16 protein-coding genes are annotated in these 18,154 nt (G+C 50.3%); 3 read left to right on the plus strand and 13 right to left on the minus strand.

The features are described from left to right. Positions 1 to 173 precede the first annotated feature (173 nt). The 3 genes from AC2215_RS17055 to AC2215_RS17065 all read right to left on the minus strand — a co-directional run bounded on the left by AC2215_RS17055 (position 174) and on the right by AC2215_RS17065 (position 5,216). On the minus strand, positions 174 to 2,036 hold the full coding sequence (locus AC2215_RS17055) for an ArnT family glycosyltransferase (RefSeq protein ID WP_486811192.1): 1,863 nt from the start codon (positions 2,034 to 2,036) through the stop codon (positions 174 to 176). 445 nt (positions 2,037 to 2,481) lie between these two features. Continuing rightward, positions 2,482 to 2,682 (minus strand): hypothetical protein, encoded by a 201-nt coding sequence (locus AC2215_RS17060; protein WP_486811193.1) that lies wholly within the window; start codon positions 2,680 to 2,682, stop codon positions 2,482 to 2,484. Positions 2,683 to 3,422: 740 nt separating this feature from the next. Next, the gene (locus AC2215_RS17065; RefSeq protein ID WP_486811194.1) at positions 3,423 to 5,216 is read right to left on the minus strand and encodes a sodium:solute symporter family protein; all 1,794 of its coding nucleotides are present in this window, start codon (positions 5,214 to 5,216) and stop codon (positions 3,423 to 3,425) included. Positions 5,217 to 5,346: 130 nt separating this feature from the next. Here AC2215_RS17065 and AC2215_RS17070 point away from each other — a divergent pair, with 130 nt between their 5' ends. Beyond that, a complete protein-coding gene (locus AC2215_RS17070) occupies positions 5,347 to 6,132 on the plus strand; it encodes a fumarylacetoacetate hydrolase family protein (RefSeq protein WP_486811195.1) in 786 nt (261 codons plus the stop codon). Between the two features lie 106 nt (positions 6,133 to 6,238). On the opposite strand, the gene AC2215_RS17075 is transcribed toward AC2215_RS17070, so the two are convergent. The 5 genes from AC2215_RS17075 to AC2215_RS17095 form a co-directional block, all read right to left on the minus strand. Beyond that, positions 6,239 to 6,571 (minus strand): hypothetical protein, encoded by a 333-nt coding sequence (locus tag AC2215_RS17075; RefSeq protein ID WP_486811196.1) that lies wholly within the window; start codon positions 6,569 to 6,571, stop codon positions 6,239 to 6,241. Between the two features lie 459 nt (positions 6,572 to 7,030). Beyond that, the gene (locus tag AC2215_RS17080) at positions 7,031 to 7,501 is read right to left on the minus strand and encodes a Tic20 family protein (protein ID WP_486811197.1); all 471 of its coding nucleotides are present in this window, start codon (positions 7,499 to 7,501) and stop codon (positions 7,031 to 7,033) included. Positions 7,502 to 7,706: 205 nt separating this feature from the next. Beyond that, positions 7,707 to 8,216 carry a Tic20 family protein gene (locus AC2215_RS17085; protein ID WP_486811198.1) on the minus strand — a complete coding sequence of 170 codons (510 nt, stop codon included), beginning with the start codon at positions 8,214 to 8,216 and terminating at the stop codon, positions 7,707 to 7,709. Between the two features lie 95 nt (positions 8,217 to 8,311). Next, positions 8,312 to 9,217 (minus strand): site-2 protease family protein, encoded by a 906-nt coding sequence (locus AC2215_RS17090; RefSeq protein ID WP_486811199.1) that lies wholly within the window; start codon positions 9,215 to 9,217, stop codon positions 8,312 to 8,314. A gap of 135 nt (positions 9,218 to 9,352) precedes the next feature. Continuing rightward, on the minus strand, positions 9,353 to 9,550 hold the full coding sequence (locus tag AC2215_RS17095) for a hypothetical protein (protein WP_486811200.1): 198 nt from the start codon (positions 9,548 to 9,550) through the stop codon (positions 9,353 to 9,355). 460 nt (positions 9,551 to 10,010) lie between these two features. Between AC2215_RS17095 and glyA the strand changes: the two genes are divergently transcribed. After that, the gene (glyA, locus tag AC2215_RS17100) at positions 10,011 to 11,294 is read left to right on the plus strand and encodes a serine hydroxymethyltransferase (RefSeq protein ID WP_486811236.1); all 1,284 of its coding nucleotides are present in this window, start codon (positions 10,011 to 10,013) and stop codon (positions 11,292 to 11,294) included. A 191-nt stretch (positions 11,295 to 11,485) separates the two neighbouring features. On the opposite strand, the gene AC2215_RS17105 is transcribed toward glyA, so the two are convergent. Then, entirely contained in the window at positions 11,486 to 12,322 is an 837-nt protein-coding gene (locus AC2215_RS17105; protein WP_486811201.1) for a formylglycine-generating enzyme family protein, read from the minus strand. A 413-nt stretch (positions 12,323 to 12,735) separates the two neighbouring features. On the opposite strand from AC2215_RS17105, the gene AC2215_RS17110 reads away from it, so the two are divergent. Then, positions 12,736 to 13,350: a Uma2 family endonuclease gene (locus tag AC2215_RS17110; protein WP_486811202.1), complete on the plus strand. Its 615-nt coding sequence runs from the start codon at positions 12,736 to 12,738 to the stop codon at positions 13,348 to 13,350. A 450-nt stretch (positions 13,351 to 13,800) separates the two neighbouring features. On the opposite strand, the gene AC2215_RS17115 is transcribed toward AC2215_RS17110, so the two are convergent. From AC2215_RS17115 to AC2215_RS17130, 4 genes are all read right to left on the minus strand, one after another. Beyond that, complete coding sequence (locus tag AC2215_RS17115) at positions 13,801 to 14,661, minus strand: formylglycine-generating enzyme family protein (RefSeq protein ID WP_486811203.1); 861 nt, start codon at positions 14,659 to 14,661, stop codon at positions 13,801 to 13,803. A gap of 132 nt (positions 14,662 to 14,793) precedes the next feature. Beyond that, positions 14,794 to 15,864, minus strand: a complete 1,071-nt coding sequence (locus AC2215_RS17120) for a hypothetical protein (protein ID WP_486811204.1) — start codon at positions 15,862 to 15,864, stop codon at positions 14,794 to 14,796. Beyond that, positions 15,857 to 16,915, minus strand: a complete 1,059-nt coding sequence (locus AC2215_RS17125; RefSeq protein ID WP_486811205.1) for an AAA family ATPase — start codon at positions 16,913 to 16,915, stop codon at positions 15,857 to 15,859. Before AC2215_RS17125 ends, AC2215_RS17120 begins: the two co-directional genes overlap by 8 nt. After that, the gene (locus AC2215_RS17130) at positions 16,912 to 17,859 is read right to left on the minus strand and encodes a hypothetical protein (protein WP_486811206.1); all 948 of its coding nucleotides are present in this window, start codon (positions 17,857 to 17,859) and stop codon (positions 16,912 to 16,914) included. The genes AC2215_RS17125 and AC2215_RS17130 overlap by 4 nt, the downstream gene beginning before the upstream one ends. Positions 17,860 to 18,154 lie beyond the last annotated feature (295 nt).

Below are 18,154 nucleotides of genomic sequence, written 5' to 3' on the forward strand. Positions count from 1 at the left end.
AGCGCTTAAAGTTGCACACCGCGTTCATAAGTAATACCGGTGCTTAAAATTAGAGGATTCAACAAACGAATTGGGTCAAAATTTTTTCTTCAATCAACTGCGATCGCACTTACAGAAACGATCGAGTCAGAAAATCAGTAACAGCATATTCAGCGTCATCTTCAAAATCGCGTTCAATTCTTAATCGAACGTTTGGACGCTCTAACTAACTCGTAACCCCGCACTTTCCCAAGGGTGCGATATTGCGAGGGGTGGATGCCAATTTTTTTGATTTTGCGCCGCTGACCGAGAATTAAAACTGTATCGATATCCGGTCGAGTGGCGATCGATTCTTGAATGTAACCTCGGGCGCTTTCGGGACGAATCCGAAACACGATCGAACCTCCAGAATAAAATACCAGACTGGTTTTGCTCAAATCCACCATCACCAGTTCCTCATCGGGCTGGCGAACTTGGGCGGCGATCGCCGCTAACTGTCGCAGGGGAAATTGTCGCTGTCGATCGAGCAAATCGTAGACCGGGTAAAACGTAAAGACCAAAAAGGCGAGGAATACGACTAAATTCACGCTCCACAGCCAACGCCCTTGGCGCACCACCAGCAACAATTCTCCCACTAGGGCAGCGGCCAACCAAATTGCAGCCGCCACGATTGCCAAGCCGCTACGGGGCAGCACTTCATCTAAATCCGGGGCGGCGGGATCGTAACCCAACCAATCGGGGAGGGTAAAAAAGGCGATGCCGATGAGGGCAAGTAACAGGACGTTCGACCATTGGCTGATTTGTCGAGGGGTTTCCGCTTCCGATCTTGTTTTCGATACTGTGGGTTGGAAAAAATCTCGGGTCAACTGCAGCGACACTAAAATCGCGGCTGCGGGAATCAGGGGTAGGGTATAGCTGGGCAGTTTGGTGGAAGCCAGGGTGAAGAACCCAAAAATCCCCGCAAACCAGAACCCGGCAAATAGTCCCAAATGGCGGTCTCGCGAAGATTTTTGCCAATGGCGGCGCTGGTGGAGTTTCAAGCGGGCGATCGCCATCGGTAGATAAACCGACCAGGGGGCACAAGCGAGCAAAACGACGAGTACGTAGAAGTACCAGGGGGCCGCGTGTTGGTTCACCACCCGCGTGAACCGCTCGAAATTGTGATATCCAAAAAAGCTATCGACAAATGCCGCGCCGTTCGCTTGCCAAACCAGTAAATACCAAGGGACGACGATCGCACTGAAAATTGCCATGCCTCGCAAGGGCTGCATTTCTTGCAATACTTGCCAAAACTGCCCCAGGTAGAACAAAAAGCCGCCCACAACAATCGCCGGTAAGACGATCCCGACGGGACCTTTAGTGAGGACGGCGAAACCGGAGAGAATGTAGAAGGCGAGATACCAGCGTTGCGAGATGAGGTTCGATCGAGCATCGGATTCTTCTGCGCCGGTGTATCCGAGAAAAAATGCCAGCAGTGCCGACCCCATACAACCTGTCAGCAGCATATCTGATACCCCAATCCGGCCCCACACGAGATTTTGGGGATTCAGGGCAAAGAGGGCAGCCCCCAGCCCCGCGCAGAACCAGGGGGCCATGTTGGGGGCAATATTGGATGAAGTGGATGTCTCTTGCCCATCGAGGTGTCCATTGGGGGACTTGGCTTGGGAGGGGGGCGGCGCAATTCCAAATCGATCGCGTCCGGCGTACTTTTGCAGAGTATAAAAGAGCAACCCCATCAGGGCAATGGCAGCTAAGGCTGACGGCAGACGCACCGCCCACTCGTTCACCCCGAGAATTCGATAGCCCAGGGCCATCAACCAGTAGACGAGGGGAGGCTTGTCAAACCGGGGTTCGTCATTGAAGTAGGGGGTAATCCAGTCGCCGCGAACGAGCATCTGGCGTGCGGCTTCGGCAAATTTGGGTTCTGTTTCGTCGACCAGACCGATACTGCCGAGATTGTGGAGGAAGGCGAGATAGCCGATCGCGAATAACCCGATCGTTGAAAGTCCCCAAGGCAGATTTGGATGCTTTTTAAGGGAATTCGGCAAATTCGCCATCAATGCTGAAACGATTCGCTTGACAGCTCCCTGCCTTAAAAGTGCGAGGATTCTTGGTTCATCGGGACTACCCATAATTGCGAAGGCAAACTCGAAGATCGGCGAGCTAGAACCCAATCCGTCAAAAGATGGAAGGGTCTTGCCAGTTTAGCAGATTCGCGAGGTTTCGAGTTTGCCACCGATCGCTGCCGCGAGGCGGAATTAAAAATGCAAAATGAAAAATGAAAAATGCTTACTGTACATAACTTTCAGCGGTTGAAACCTGGTCAGTTATTTCTGCTGCGCTGCACTAGTACTCCGCCAAGGCAAAAATGACTGGTGAAGACTGACGCACCAGACACGGTGAAACGGGAATGCGGAGAATATTAACACTGGGCAAAGTTAGCTTGGCAGAGTACTAGTACAAAGGGGGAGATCCCATCACACAATTGAGGACGCACGGAGGTTAATCGGCTGCGGTTGTTCTAAGTTGGCGAGATTCTTGAGCGATTCGGTGATTCACTGCGGCTTTCTGTAACTGCATGAAAGCGTTGAAGTCCTCTCGATCGTATTTCCTTTGCATTAATTGCCGCAGTTGCTCTTCAGCTTCCAAACTCAAGTATTTGGAGGCGATCGCCTCTCTAGCAATATCTCGAATTAACACCATGAACTCAATACCTCCGATGAACCCAATTTGATTTACGTCATTAACCGTACTTTCCGCTTCAAAATCAGTCTCCTCTCACCGACGGGTGCCTTCTTTTCGATCGAGGTTTTTCGATCGGGGCTACTATTGATTACTCAGAACTACGTCGAATTTTTTCGCGAAATAGTTGGCGATCGCAATAAATTGTTACTAATATCAGCATTCAGCAATCGGTCATTAGCTTAAAACTCTGATGTAGCTTGCCACTTTTAACTATTTCAAGATACAACTCCTGAAATTTTGGCTTCTTTGAAGAGTCTAAAACCGTTTCGCTTTGCGATATGAAAAGTTCCCGTGACTCCTAGCTTTTTTCGGACAACTACGCCAATGGCGTATCGCCGATCGCTAAGAGACCATTTATAAAGTACATTGTCAGCCCAAACACTCGCTGGATAAGAGCTAATTTGCGATCTCAACTTAGGGATAAACTCATACTATCGCCGTCATTACTTACTTGATAGAAGCTTAAGGTTTACTTTAACTTTATAAGTTAGATCTAAAGACTGAATACTGACCTACAACGCGATCGCTTATTACTTATTAACGCTTCGGCAAAACTTTTTCATAGTCTTGAATTGACGTCGTTTTAGCGACCCAAAATCTGGACCTTTTTATCTATTTTCACGAAGATTAAGTATTTCAGACTTTAAGTTGTACACAGGGTAATCGCCGATAGGTAATCGGCGATTACCTATCGCTTATCACTTTTCTTCCAATCCCGGTCGCGGCATGGGACGAATTTGTTGCTTGTTAAGTTGCCGCAACCACATCCAACCCAACACGGCAATCGTCCAGGCCACCCATCCCATTCTCGACTGCAACAACAAAAACCCCCCCGTTCCCAGTAGCGCTCCGAATAAGATAAAATTAGCGGCGATCGCCCGTTTGATATCGAGACTCAAATCCTGGATGGGAGTTAAACCGGTATTGGCTTGCTGGCGCGCCCAGCCGGGACCGCCGGGACGCACGCAGCGATAGAAGCGATCGAGGGTTTCTTCGGATTCGGGAGGGGTCAGAAACATCACCGCAATCCACAAGCTACACACGACGACGGTAATGGTAATTACCCGAATCCCGTAATCTTCGATTTTCAAGGGACCGAGACTTGTCGCCATACCGATAAAAAAGCTACTGACGATCGCTGTCAGTTCTGCAGTTGCATTGACGCGCCACCAAAACCACCGCAATACCAACACCAGTCCCGATCCAGTCCCGATGGCGATAATCAATTGGAAGACGGTTCCGATATCCTGGGCGACAAAGGCGGCGATCGCCCCTAACGCCGTCACCAAGACCGAAGACATCCGCCCGACGAACACCAGTTGTTCTTGGCTGGCATCGGGTTGGACGAATCGCCGATACAAGTCGTTGGTAATAAAGGATGCGCCCCAGTTAATTGAGGTAGAAACGGTACTCATAAACGCCGCCACCAAAGATGCCACCACCAACCCCAGCAATCCCGGCGAGAGGTACTCCAGCATCAGTTTGGGATAGCCCAATTCTTTGTCAGTTAAATCGGGGAACACGACGACGGCCACCAAGGCAACGATAATCCAGGGCCAAGTCCGGACGACGTAGTGCATGATATTGAACATCCAGGCAGCTTTTTCCGCTTCGGTTTCGTTTTTTGCGGCCGCAAATCGCTGGACGAATTCCCCCCCGCCATCGCTGCGCCGCCACGCCCACCATTGAACGAAGATATTGGCGGAAAAGGCGCTGAGGGTGATGCCGGCATTTTTGCTAAAGCTGAGGAATCCGCCATCGCCGCCGAGGGTGATGGGAACCAATGCCAGGTAATCGCGATCGGGGAGTTGAGAGACGCTTTCCACCAGAACGCGAATCCCGCCGATACTATCGAGGGCAATAGCCGCCACCAAAATCGCCCCCACCAACGCCAGAACGAACTGGAAGAAGTCCGTCGCCACCACCCCCCACAGCCCAGCCAATCCAGCGTAAACCAGGACGAAAAGACTCACGCCGATGACACTCCAAATTTTCAAGCTGGTGTCGGATGCTTCGATGCCCAATCCCTGCCAAATTTCTAATGCATCCACCACTTTCACCATGCCCAACATGGCGTAGCCGATGCCGATACAGTTCATGGGGATTGCGAAAATAAAGGCTTTCACCCCCCGCAAAACGGCGGCGGTGTTGCCCCCGTAGCGAATTTCCGTGAGTTCGGCATCGGTAATCACATCCGATCGCCGCCACATCCGGGCGAAAACATAAATCATCGTCAGGTGGGAGATGCCGAAACTCCACCACAGCCAGTTGCCGACAATGCCCTGACTGCCGACGATACCGGCAATTAGGAGGGGAGTATCGATGCTGAAGGTAGTGGCCGCCATACTAATCCCCGCCAGCCACCAGGGCAGCGATCGCCCGGACACGAAGAAATCCTCGATGCTATTGGAAGCTTTGCGAGAAAGATACAACCCCAATCCCATGGTGAGGATGAGGTAAAAAGCCACGATCGACCAATCAACAAACTGCATAGGGCGACTGAAGGGGTATGGGGGATGTGGGGACGGTGTCGATCGGTGGGCAAGCACAAGATGTGGCGCGATCGACGCAGAACCGCTATCAATGTATCATTACAACACCCACCCCTAACGATTTACGTCGATGTCAAAGCGTTACGTTCGAGTTAAAACGCCCGCAGGACGAATTTACTACGGGATCTTGCAAGTCAACCGCGCCGTCCAAATCCTCGATGCCTCACCCTGGAGGAACGGGCAACCCACAGAGACAGAACTACCCCCGGATGAATACAAACTCCTCGCCCCTTGTACGCCGTCGAAAATTATTGCTGTCGGGAAAAACTATGCCAAACACGCGGCGGAAATGGGGAGTGCGGTTCCCCCGGAACCCTTACTCTTTTTCAAGCCTCCCACGGCGGTAATTCCGACCGGTGGGGCGATCGAATATCCGACTCAATCCCAGCAGGTAGACTACGAGGGAGAGTTAGCGTTAGTGGTGGGGGAAAAATGCGCCAATTGTTCCCCCGAAGAAGCCCTGGGGAAAATTTGGGGGTATACGATCGCCAATGACGTCACCGCGCGGGATTTACAGCGCAAGGATTCTCAGTGGACGCGGGCGAAAGGGTTCGATACGTTTTGCCCCCTCGGACCTTGGATCGTCCGGGAAATTAACCCCAGCGCTATGTTAAAAACCTTTCTCAACGATCTGCCCGAGCCGGTACAGTCGGTGTCGATCGATCGCATGGCCTTTGCGCCGGATTTTTTGGTCTCGTACATTTCCCAGGTGATGACGCTGCTGCCGGGAGATGTGATTCTGACGGGAACTCCTGAGGGGGTTGGTCCCTTACAGCGCGGCGATCGGGTTCGGGTGGAAATTGAGGGGATTGGGTGCTTGGAAAATTCGATCGTCAATAAACCGATTAAAATTTAGCGACCACAACGATCTTTAATATGGAATAGGGGTCAACGGCTGCTGACCCCTACAGTGAGTATGTTATTTTTGCGAACATCCTTAAGTCTTCGAAAACTCAAATCAGTTAGCGAACAGTAACCGTATCAACCTCACAAAGATTAAAACGATCTTGACGATCGGTTTGGTTCGCAAACACAACCTTAATATCGTAGATGCAGGGACTGTTGGAATTTTGATTGGGGAAATTAATGCGCCTGTTTTCTCCGCTTCTAATCACATCGCCATTCAAAATATTTGATCCCCATGTTTCGCTTCGAGCTGCTGAAACATAGAGCGAAGAGATAATGTTACTGGTCTCGTTATACAGTGTAAAATTGAGGTGGTCGGCGCGGACTGGTTGGGGATTCAAACCAGCAAGCAACGAAAAAATAGCTGTTGATGCGGTAGCTTTCAACATCGCAAACTTTTGGGGAGCCTTACAAGCCATCATCAATTAGATTTTTTATAAGCTTACCCCCCCCACATTATCAAACAAAATAAAAAGATGCAATACCCCAGAACGTTCGCACAGGACAAATGCATCTTAAAACTTGCAAATCTTCTCAAGATCGGAGTTTAATAGTTCGATTGGTTAAACTTTCCGAGTCCTCAATTATAGTAATTTTCACAAATGCATAACCTAGTGCAGCGCAGCAGAAATAACCAGCTCGTTCTCAATCGGTGAAAGGTGAAAACTATGTACAGCAAGCATTTTTAATTCTGCGTAGCAGCACTAGGTCGCACTTCTACGACGACTTTTCACATTTTTTTGGCTAACTCTGTGCGAAGTCAATGTTTTTGCAAGCCGCGATCGAATGAAGAAGATGGGGAAAAGGTAGATGATAACCGAGCAGCTATCCCTACTGTTTCGATCGGGCTATCGAACTTGCATGTGGACGGCATCGGAAATAGCGGGAATTTCTCCGTAGCGTCCCCGCAGGGATTCAAAAATGGCGTATCCGGAGGCGGCAACGATTCCCAAAAAGACGGTGTTGTAGAGGGTTTCGGTAATCAGACCTCCTTGTAAGCCCGTACCGAGAATATCTAAGACCAAGCCGCACAGGAGCAGAATCACATCGAGCAAAACGGCTTGCATGGTATTGAAACGGATGAAGTGGCTGATATTGGAATTGCGGACGATCGCAAATAGAAAGACGAAGAACAGGATTAAATTGGTAAAGGGTTGGAAGGGTAAACTTCGATAGATCCCCAGCAAAATGGCAAAGACCGATCCGAGATTTAGTTGCTTGAAGATAAACGCTCCAAACACTAATCCATCAAAGAGGGGAAGTAGATAAACTAAGCTAGCAAAAATGCGATCGCGAACGGGAGTATCTGACTGGTTCATCGTTTTTTTATGCCGTTTTTTCTCAACGAACGCGCTAGATTCGCACGCTCGATAAGTCGATAAGATATTGTGAGAGGAATTTGATAGTTTTAATCCTGAACTCGATATCTTAAATTGGATACCTAAAATTCGGATATTTAGCTATTATCTTACCAGATTTTATCGAATTTTGTCAGTTTTTGAAAAGGGCAAAGACACTCGATTCCTAAGGCACTTGGGCGCGAGCAGCATCGGAAACAATCGGAATCTTATCGGGGTAGAGTCCTTGTGCGCACTGAAAAATCGAGTAGGCACATGAAGAAACAACGATGAGGAAAATCAAGTTAAATAAGACTTCAAAGGGGGCAGCTAAAGCCGAGCCAATCCCCGCACCGACAATGCCAAATAAACTCAAAACTAACTGACACAAGGTGGCAAAGATGGAGATTAAAATCGCCTGCATCGTGTTGTAGCGAATGAAGTGGCGAACTTTATAATTCCGGACGACGGCCAACAGTAAGACGAAAAAGATAATCAACCCAGCCAACGGTAACCTGCTGGTCAGCATACCGTAGACGTAAAGAAACGGCGCAAGTAGGGTTAAGTAAATTTGCCCGAACAGCGGAATTCGAGCGAACAATAAACTGCCAAACATCGTTGCCTCCACTAATGGCAGTGCATAGGGGAGGCAGGCGAACAATCGATCTTTCGGGCCGTTCGAGCTGCGCCAGGTCATAGGGAAAATTTTTCGATCGCGTTATTATGCTTTAGGATAACGCAAGGACGGTGTGAAGTTGAAAAACCGATCGATTCCTATTTTGTGGCTAGAGGCTACCGCCCGCGTTTGAGATCGTAGAGGACTTTATCGAGATACCAGCTTTCGGGTTGACCGGGATTTTTTTGTTTTTCCGAATCAATCAGTCTTGTTGCCGTTTCATCGTCCACTCGTTTGAGGAGTTCTCGCCACTGCCGGCCGGTATTTTTGGACTGAGTGCCGCCAAACCATCCTTTTTTGGATTGCTTCTGAGGTGGACGAGTTGATGCAGCATTTTTGGCGGGAGAGGTGGCGGCAATCAGGGCAAAAACGATCGCCCCCAGAATCGTACCCACCGCTGCCAACAGGACGACGGGGCTGATGTGCAGGGCGACCAGAACGAACTCCGCCCCCGTGGACAATTCATCCCTGAATGCCGGATTCATAAACACCAGCATCAAGATTAAGAAACTGTAGGGACTACCTTGAAGGGGTTTTAAGAACGGCAGCAGTTCGCTGAAAACGTGGAAGCCATCGAGAGGTGGGATGGGTAGGAGATTGAATAAAAAGAGACGGGCGTTAATGTTTGCAGCCAGCCAAAGAAACTCGGTGCTAACGACCGTATCGAGATCGAGAGACGTGATAATTTGAATGGCAATAACGAGTAAAACCGTCAGGGTGAAGTTGAGCAACGGACCGGCAGCGGATACGATGATATTGCCCCATTTCGGATGGCGAAACTTTTTCGGGTTGACGGGCATTGCCCCCCAAGAAATTCCGGCGATACACAGAAAAATTAGCGATGGAACGCCCATGTGTACCACTGGATTTAGAGTAATATGACCGCTGCTGTTGGGGGTATCGTCCCCTTGACTGAGGGCGGCAATCCCGTGGGCGAGTTCGTGCAGGCAAATGGAAATGACGACGATAACGATCGCCCGGAAGAAATAAATCGGGTTTTCAATGAGGTGATTTAAAAACATCTCGATTCCCACTCAGAAAAATTTTGGTTGTGATAGAGTTATAGCGCCACCCCTCCGCTTTGCTCTGTCCGCAGTTTATTGACACGAAGCGAAGAAATAGGTACTTTCCATTCCCCATTCCCCATTCCCCATTCTCTACTCAATATTAACGACGAGAAATCCCATTTCACATTCGTAGCGATTGCTGGGATTTCCAGCCTTACCTTTGACCGAATGAGCGCATCCAAGTTGACCGTGCTTCCATCGAGGTTGACCGCCCCGATCGGCCAGCAAGCAGTTTTGACACACCTGACAGGTGGGAATCACCCGATCGTCCATGACAATAACTAACATGACGAATGACCTCCCATACTGTCTGAATGCCGTTAATTTTATCGGACTGACGCACGAACGCTACATCAATCGAGAGTGAATGGCATTCACCCCTACATTCACCCCTACACATGGTGTTGGCGAGGTGAATTTGCGTAAGTCCTGTTTTATTCTAAATTCTAATCAAATTTTCGTCTCCTGAGTCCTCGGCTTGATTCTGCGAGTTCCCTCAACCGATCGGGGGCGATCGCGATCGCCCCGAGAAGCGTTAAGATATACATCTCGCGGGGTCAATTCCAGTCCCGAGGCGATCGCCCATCCGATCTCGAATCCTCCCGTGGCACGACCCCAATCCATTGAGATGCCAGAAACCCCAGGAAAAGATCGCAGGAAATCGTCTACCGTTTATCTTCGACACCGAACCGTCCCCAAGCGACCGCCAGACCGGATAACCCCCGACGTTTCTCCACCCACGAACCTCATGACTCAAAGCAACTTAGATTTTCTCGCCACCACCGATCCCACCGTTGCCGGATTCATTAGCGAAGAACTCCAACGCCAGCGCGATCACCTCGAACTCATCGCCAGCGAAAACTTTACCTCCGCCGCCGTCCTCGCCGCCCAAGGGTCGGTTCTCACCAACAAGTATGCCGAAGGATTGCCCCGCAAACGCTACTACGGGGGTTGCGAATTTGTCGATAAGGTGGAACAAATCGCGATCGATCGGGTCAAGGAACTCTTCGGCGCGGCTCATGCCAACGTTCAACCCCACTCCGGCGCTCAAGCGAATTTTGCGGTCTTCCTGTCGCTGCTGAAGCCGGGAGATACGATTATGGGGATGGATTTATCCCACGGGGGTCACCTCACCCACGGTTCGCCGGTGAACGTGTCGGGAAAATGGTTTAACGTTCAGCACTACGGGGTGAGCGAAAAAACCGAAGAACTCGACTTCGATAACATTCGCGATCTGGCCCTCAAGCATCGCCCCAAACTCCTCATCTGCGGCTACTCTGCCTATCCCCGGATTATCGATTTTGCTAAGTTCCGGGAAATTGCCGACGAGGTGGGGGCCTACTTACTCGCCGATATCGCCCACATTGCCGGGTTGGTTGCTTCCGGACACCATCCCAGTCCGATCCCCCATTGCGATGTGGTCACCACCACCACCCACAAAACTCTGCGCGGTCCCCGTGGCGGCTTGATTCTCACCCGCGATCCGGATTTGGGTAAAAAATTCGATAAGGCGGTGTTCCCCGGAACCCAAGGCGGCCCCCTCGAACACGTGATTGCCGGTAAGGCGGTGGCGTTTGGGGAAGCCCTGACGCCGGAGTTTAAGACCTATTCGGGACAGGTGATTGCTAATGCCAAAGCCATGGCTTCTCAGTTGCAGGAACGGGGCTTGAAGATTGTTTCTGGGGGCACGGACAATCATTTGATGTTGGTGGATTTGCGATCGGTGGGAATGACGGGTAAACGGGCGGACGCACTGGTGAGCGAAGTCAATATTACGGCGAATAAGAATACCGTGCCGTTCGATCCCGAGTCTCCTTTCGTTACCAGCGGTCTGCGATTGGGTTCGCCAGCGATGACGACGCGGGGTATGGGTGAGGCGGAATTTGGCGAAATTGGTGATATTATTGCCGATCGCCTCTTGTCTCCCGAGGATGACACGGTTGCTGCTTCCTGTCGCACGCGGGTAGCTTCTCTGTGCGATCGCTTCCCTCTCTATCCTCACCTGCAGATTCCGGTGCCGGCATTGGCTTAATGGCAAGAACCACCGGTTTTTGAGGATCGGACTTGGGGAAGGTGATGGATTCACCGTCGGGGCGAACCGTGATTTGCCCCGATTACTGAGCTTTTTCCTTTCAAATGGGCGATCGGTTTGAAAATCTTCTTTTTGAGCGATCGGAATGGCTTGGGTCGATTCTTGGTTTATTTTCTGGGGTTCGAATCTATTTATCGCCGCACGATTGCGTAAGTTTGACTGTCTGTGGCTGGGGAAGAAGTTGTGGAACACGCAACTCGAAATCCAAGGAAATTGAACGAGAGGTCGGTAACGCTGCCATCACATATCGCCGAACGACAATCCCTTGGAGCACTGAACCAGGAACCACCGCGACAAATTCTCAGACTCCATTCATCGCTAGGTGACCATGAAAGTAAATCATCATGATTCGCGTGCCAACGATCCGCACACCACTCCCAAACATTTCCGTGCAGATCGTACAAGCCAAAGGCATTCGCTACGCCAAAATAACTGACGGGGGTGGTTTTTTCCAAGTATTCTCCCTTTTCTCCATCACCGTAAGTTTCATTGCTATTGTAGTTCGCCAGTTCCGTGCTAATTGTCTCCCCAAAGTGAAAGGGGGTGGTGGTTCCGCCGCGACAGGCATACTCCCACTCCGCCTCGCTCGGCAGTCGGTAGTTGCGTCCGGTGTAACGGGAGAGGCGCTGGCAAAATTCTACGGCATCATCCCAAGTGACTTGCTCGACTGGGTGAGTATCTCCTTTGAAAAGTGATGGGTCGGAGTTGAGTTTTCGTTGGACCTGGGGGAAGGCAGCAACGGTACACCATTGGGCTTGGGTGACGGGATAGCAGCCCATGAAAAAAGTGGGAACGCGCACTCGATGCTGGAGACTTTCGTTTTTCCTTCGACCCTCTTCAGTTTCAGGAGAACCCATCATAAATTCACCTCCAGGGATAAGCGCCATATCGAGTCCGATACCGTTACCGAGGTCTTCGGTGAAGAAATAGGCTTGGTGAGTGGTACGGCGAATAACGGGCTTTGCCATGGTTGGAGTTCAATAATAAGCAATAAGTGGAATAAAAGTTTTAGATTATTGCGATTTTAAATGATTGCCGAAATTGTAACGAAATATTTGAGCAAAGTTTGGCAAATTTGAGAACGGGTTTACGGCGTTATAGTGCCGTGGTAAGATTTTAGCAATTCACATCAAATGTTTGGGTTTAATTTTGTAAGTATTTATGCTTACACAGGCTTCAAAAGCTTGTTGTTGGGTTCGATCGCATCATCTCTCTTCAAAAAGACGATCGTTCTGGAAACACAAATTTTTAGGTGAGTATAATTACTCGGATTGACAGTAGAATTGTTTTGTGAATACGTCTTAATTTCAAGGATTGATTTCGTCAATATTTCAGAGTCTATTATTCATTTTAAATTCGTGACAGCTAATGAGAGGTCAAGATGGTACGGACACCCACGACACCGGAAACCGAAACCCTGTTACTGAATTTACCCAAAACCCTTAGGCTGCAAGTCACCCAAAAACAGTTTGCCGCCCTAGCTGCGAGCAATCGAGAATTACGACTGGAACGAACCGCACAAGGAGAGTTAATTGTGAATCCACCCACGGGCTGGGAAACCGGAAAACGCAATTGGAGTCTTTCTGGGGAGTTATATCTCTGGTGGCGAAATGCAGGGGAACCGGGCGAGGCGTTTGACTCTTCGACGGCGTTCGTTTTACCCAATGGTGCAACTCGTGCCCCGGATGCATCTTGGGTCAGTCAAGATCGTTGGGATGCACTCACTTCAGAAGAAAAGGGAACGTTTGCCAATATTTGTCCGGATTTTGTTGTGGAGTTGCGATCGGCTTCGGATACGCTCAAATCTCTGCAAGAAAAAATGCTCGAATATATGGACAATGGCGCTCGACTGGGCTGGTTAATCGATCCGCAAAATCGGACGGTGGAAATTTATCGCCCTGGTTTAGACGTGGAAGTTTTGTCCGATCCGGCTGAGTTATCCGGTGAAGCGGTGGTGGTGGGTTTTGTCTTAAATTTGTCGCGGGTGTGGGGTTAGCGATCGCAGCCCAGGAAAGTCAGTTGGGAATGAAAATGGATCGCCCGATCGGTCATTTGTAGATGGCATATTTTGGAAGTGACGAAGCGATAAGCGATCGGTCGAGAAAGCATCAGAAAATATTTTATTTTTAAATGATTGCCGAAAATGTAACGAAATATTTTGGCAAACTTTGGCAAATTTGAGAACGGGTTTACGGGGTTATCGTGCCGTGGTAGGATTTTAACAATTAACATCAAATGTTTGGGTTTAATTTTGTAAGTATTTATGCTTGTACAGGCTTCAAAAGCTGGTTGTTTGGTTCGATCGCATCATCTCTCTTCAAAAAGGCGATCGTTCTGGAAACACAAGTTTTTAGGTGAGTATAATTGCTTGGATTGACAGGAAAATTATTTTGTGTGTATGTGTTAATTTCAAGTTTTTATGATGATGTTTTGTGAGTTTCAATAGTCAATTTTCCATTCCCTTGGAAGAAGTGCCAGAGCATGTGACCCGAAGCCCAAAATTGCTCTTGCTCCACCGACCGGGAACGTCCCAAGTGCGAAATGCACAGCGACAATGCCTAGGATAATCGCTCCAAGACCCTCCGCGAAGTACGCGAGACACCTTGTTGCTTGATGACCATGCAGTACCATCCGTGGGTGCGCCTCTGTAATTATCGTGCCAGCTATCTAAACACCACTCCCACACGTTCCCGTACAAGTCGTACAAGCCAAAGGGATTCGCTATACCAAAATGGTTGACTGGGATGGTTTTGTGGCGGTATTTGCCTTGAATGCCCCGATCGTAAGTGTAGTAGTGACCGTTGTAGTTGGCTATTTGAGTCGTTATTGTCTCTCCAAAGCAAAAAGGGGTAGTCGTTCCCCCACGACAGGCATATTCCCACTCCGCCTTGTTCCCCAGAACCCGAGGGCGATCGGTTTTTTCCAGTTGCAGCCGATGCTGGATGTAAGCCGCCACGAAGGCTTCAAGTTCGTATAGCCGGGATTCACCAAATCGATCGCACAATCGCCTCAGCAGCACGTTGCGAGTCTCCCCCTCCATTTCGTAGAGGTCGTAACCCACGGAACGGCACAACCCCGACAGCAACAAATCTGCCGCAGTATACCAAGGACAGGGTAACTGGAACTGTTCTCGCAGGCAGTAGACTAAATCGCTGGTGAGGGTGAGGGGAAATGCCGCGTGACACGCCAAATCCAACGCTTCGGTACCATAGGAATTCTCAAAAACGCGAAGGCGACGTTGGGCGAGGGTGTTGGTTTGGTTTGAATTCAGAATTCGGAATTCGGAATTCGGAATTTGAGTAGACATCTCCAGCAATAAATCCAATTAATCCTTAAGCTGTTACGTTCTCTCAGGGATAGAGGAGGTAGGGGAAGCAGAAGGAGAGAATTCAAAATTAAAAATTCATACTCCCCGTGTCTCCCTTGTCTCTCCACTCCCCTACACCCTACACCCCACACCCCACACCCCATCCCCCACACCCACCATCCCCCCACCCAAATATCGATCGATTTCCCCTGCCGAAGTTCCCCGCCACCGTTCTGGCGGCAACGGATTGACCCACAGAAGCTGCCGGATGCAGGGGATAAGTCGTTCCAGAAAGGCGATCGTTCCCGCAACCTGCTGAGATTTGTTCGTCCCCATTGCCGCCCCCGCCTCGCTGACGATTATCGCCACGGTACGATATCGGTGCGATCGAGATAAAATGCGATCGAGGGGTTCGGCGCGGGCGGGACGATGCCAGTGGTAGAGGTGGCGTTCTGGGTAACGGGTGAACCGGTAAATTTGCCCCGGGGAAATGTAGCGTTCTTCCACTGCGCAAATCAGCGGTTGCAATGCCGGGAAAAAAGGCACCATAGCGTTATTATCATCCACCAGCAGCAGCAACTCCCCCCGTCGCGCCAAGGTAGGACGCAACACCACATCGTGAAAGATACCCTCCCGTTCAATGCGATCGATCGTTGCGGGCAAGTCCAGTTCCAATTCCCCCCCAACAGCCACCGGACGGCGCAGTTGATTCCAGGTAGCCCTGACGCTGGCGGTGGAAATCGGTAAATCCGTGGGAGTGAGTTGGAAACGTTGGGAATTGTCCCGTTGGTTTTGCCGTAACGACTCCACTTTAACGGCAACGGGGGCTGTTGGGGGTTGGGCAGCATCCCGAGACGGCATCCGCCGGGGGGGAACGCGGGGTAAGTTATCCGGGTTCTCTTCAGGAGTCTTTTCAGAGGCATTTTGACGAATGGGTGGGGGTTCGGGCAAAACTTCGAGTTTCTCCCCCTGTTGGCTGACGTAAGCATCGAAAATGCGATCGAAAATTTCCCCATCGTAATTCGCACTCGGCTTCACCCACAGCAACCGACACAGGCGTTTGAGGTCATCCCAACCCTGTTCCCCGTAGAAGCCGTATCCCTTCGCCAGGGCTTGCCGCAACCAATCGTACTGTTCCGGTGTCAGTGCCATCCCAGCATCGCGCAACTGGAGAAACAGGTCGAAAAATGGCAGACTATCCATCTTGCTGGTTGAGAAACTCCCGGCGATAAAGTTCTTGGTCTGGCTGAGTTTTCAGCAACGTCCCCAATAAAGGCAACCGTTCGGCTAAATTTTCCAAATCCGATCGGGCATCCTGGGCATTTTTATTGCGCAATGCCGTCAAAAACTCCAAAAACTCGCTGGTTCCCGGAGAACGACTGCCGGGACGATTTTCGAGAACCTCCCGAATTTCCCCAAAACGATTTAAGGCTGCTTCGAGGAGTTGGTCGGTGGCAGTATCCACCCCAAATCGCGTCTCGACGATCTTCTCCAATTGCGCCTTCGTGGGAAACGTGACGTAGAAATACAGGCAACGCCGCAAAAACGGTTCCGGCAGGGGTTTCTCCCGATTGCTGGTAATCAAAACAATGGGTTTGCACGCTGGAGTGGGAATATCTTCGCCAGTTTCGGGAATCTCGAACCGCAGTTCGTCGAGTTCCAGCAGCAAATCGTTGGCAAAGTCGCTATCGGCTTTATCGATTTCGTCGATGAGGAGGATGGGGCGATAACCCTTTTCTGGCAGCACTTTCCCCACCGTCTCTTGCAGAATCGCTTTACCCAAAGGTCCGAAACTGCGATATTGCCGCCGATCTTGCAGGCGTTGCTTCAGGTGTTGCGCTTCCAGGGGTTCGAGAAACGCCTGTAACCGTTCGGGATCGGAACCCACCAGTTGGGCATCCCGCAACCGGGCAACGGCATCGTAGGTATAAAGTCCGTCTCGGGCGTGGCTAGTGGACTTGACGTTCCAAATATAGTAGGGCCACCACTTGCTCTCCCCATCCGTTTGCCCCGCCAAATTCTTTTGAGTCAACTCGTAGGCAACAGCCCCCGCCAGCCGCGTTTTCCCGCATCCGGGTTCCCCTTCTAGCAACAGAGGACGGTTGAGGTCGATGGCGAGGTTCACTGCTTCTACGAGGGCATCGCTGGGCAGGTAGGGATGGTAAATGCGCCCGCGATCGTCTCGTTCTCCATCGGCGGCAGGTTGCACCTCGCCGGTATATCGATAGTCGAGTTGGGGGGAGTTGTCAGTCATCCTACCAGTTTCCAATATTTCTCGATCGCGGCGATACCTTCTTCTAACCCGAACAGCCAGCAAATGTCATTCAGGGTGTCTTCGGGCCATTCATTCGATCGAGAACCCGTTTTCGGAACCACGCATCTGAGGGCTTCTTCATACTGTGCTTTGGTTTGTCCCTGGAGTTTTCCCTGGAGTAGCGATCGCACCCCATCGCGTTTCAACCACAAGCGAACGTCATCGGTTCCGATGGATTTGAGCGGGGGTAACTCCACAATGCGATCGGGGGATTGGGAATCGAATTGGGGTACGGTTCCAGGGCATTGGTATTTGATTTCGTCGGTGAGGAATAAAACGACGGTGGTGGTGAGGGCGGATGGCGAACCCTCGGTTTTTCGCACCAACGGTTGCCAGAATTTCGCCATCAAATCGTTGAAAACCGTTTCGGGTAAGCGTCGCACGCCGTAAATTGCCATGACGAACGGCTTGGTTTGGCAGCGATCGCAAATCTGGGCGATCGTCTCATCGATGGCAGTATCTGCGGGTAAATTGAGTTGGGTGGCTAAAATCCTCTCAAATGCGAGAAATTCCCGCCGCCAGTTGGGGGAAACATCGATCGGCACCACATCTGCAGACTCAATACTGGGTATCGAATGGGATAACCGATCGACCAACCACTGCTGAACGGGTTTCGTATCTGCCCGCAGGAAAAATCCTCCTGCGGGTTTGAAATGTTTAATCGCTTCTCGAAAATGCCCTTCGTGCACGTTACAGTCCAAACCCCGCAGCAACTCGTGCAGTTGAAAACACTCGGACCCATGCATTCCGTCTGCGATGCCCAACCCGATCTTCCACCGACGATACTCCTCAACCAGCAGTTCGAGCAATCGCAAGGCTTTACCTCGACGGGTTCCCAAATCGATTCCGTAATATTTCTCAAATTGACGAAAGACTCCTCCCATATATGTCTGATGATTCCGATAACTATCGTTCGGGAAGAGTTCGGCAAAAACTCGTTCGACTCTCTCTTCAGTAAATCGAGCGACATATTCTATCCGAAATCGAGTCCAAAACGCTTGGTATATTGCTCCTTCAAGTTCGACCTCCCGAGACATGGATTGGATAAAGATATCCCAAGCCCTGTCTAAATAAAGGGTCTGATTTTTTAGCGCGATTTTCATCCAACCCGTCGATCGATAAATTTATCGATCGAATGAAAAGATACATGATTTCATCGATCGATATTCCGTTAAGGCA

The sequence above is a fragment of the Zarconia sp. genome, from assembly GCF_057467645.1.

Coding starts and splice junctions, on each gene's coding strand:
- AC2215_RS17055 (WP_486811192.1), bottom strand. CDS start 2,036: ATGGCGAATTTGCCGAATTCCCTTAAAAAGCATCCAAATCTGCCTTGG.
- AC2215_RS17060 (WP_486811193.1), bottom strand. CDS start 2,682: ATGGTGTTAATTCGAGATATTGCTAGAGAGGCGATCGCCTCCAAATAC.
- AC2215_RS17065 (WP_486811194.1), bottom strand. CDS start 5,216: ATGCAGTTTGTTGATTGGTCGATCGTGGCTTTTTACCTCATCCTCACC.
- AC2215_RS17070 (WP_486811195.1), top strand. CDS start 5,347: ATGTCAAAGCGTTACGTTCGAGTTAAAACGCCCGCAGGACGAATTTAC.
- AC2215_RS17075 (WP_486811196.1), bottom strand. CDS start 6,571: ATGTTGAAAGCTACCGCATCAACAGCTATTTTTTCGTTGCTTGCTGGT.
- AC2215_RS17080 (WP_486811197.1), bottom strand. CDS start 7,501: ATGAACCAGTCAGATACTCCCGTTCGCGATCGCATTTTTGCTAGCTTA.
- AC2215_RS17085 (WP_486811198.1), bottom strand. CDS start 8,216: ATGACCTGGCGCAGCTCGAACGGCCCGAAAGATCGATTGTTCGCCTGC.
- AC2215_RS17090 (WP_486811199.1), bottom strand. CDS start 9,217: ATGTTTTTAAATCACCTCATTGAAAACCCGATTTATTTCTTCCGGGCG.
- AC2215_RS17095 (WP_486811200.1), bottom strand. CDS start 9,550: ATGTTAGTTATTGTCATGGACGATCGGGTGATTCCCACCTGTCAGGTG.
- glyA (WP_486811236.1), top strand. CDS start 10,011: ATGACTCAAAGCAACTTAGATTTTCTCGCCACCACCGATCCCACCGTT.
- AC2215_RS17105 (WP_486811201.1), bottom strand. CDS start 12,322: ATGGCAAAGCCCGTTATTCGCCGTACCACTCACCAAGCCTATTTCTTC.
- AC2215_RS17110 (WP_486811202.1), top strand. CDS start 12,736: ATGGTACGGACACCCACGACACCGGAAACCGAAACCCTGTTACTGAAT.
- AC2215_RS17115 (WP_486811203.1), bottom strand. CDS start 14,661: ATGTCTACTCAAATTCCGAATTCCGAATTCCGAATTCTGAATTCAAAC.
- AC2215_RS17120 (WP_486811204.1), bottom strand. CDS start 15,864: ATGGATAGTCTGCCATTTTTCGACCTGTTTCTCCAGTTGCGCGATGCT.
- AC2215_RS17125 (WP_486811205.1), bottom strand. CDS start 16,915: ATGACTGACAACTCCCCCCAACTCGACTATCGATATACCGGCGAGGTG.
- AC2215_RS17130 (WP_486811206.1), bottom strand. CDS start 17,859: ATGGGAGGAGTCTTTCGTCAATTTGAGAAATATTACGGAATCGATTTG.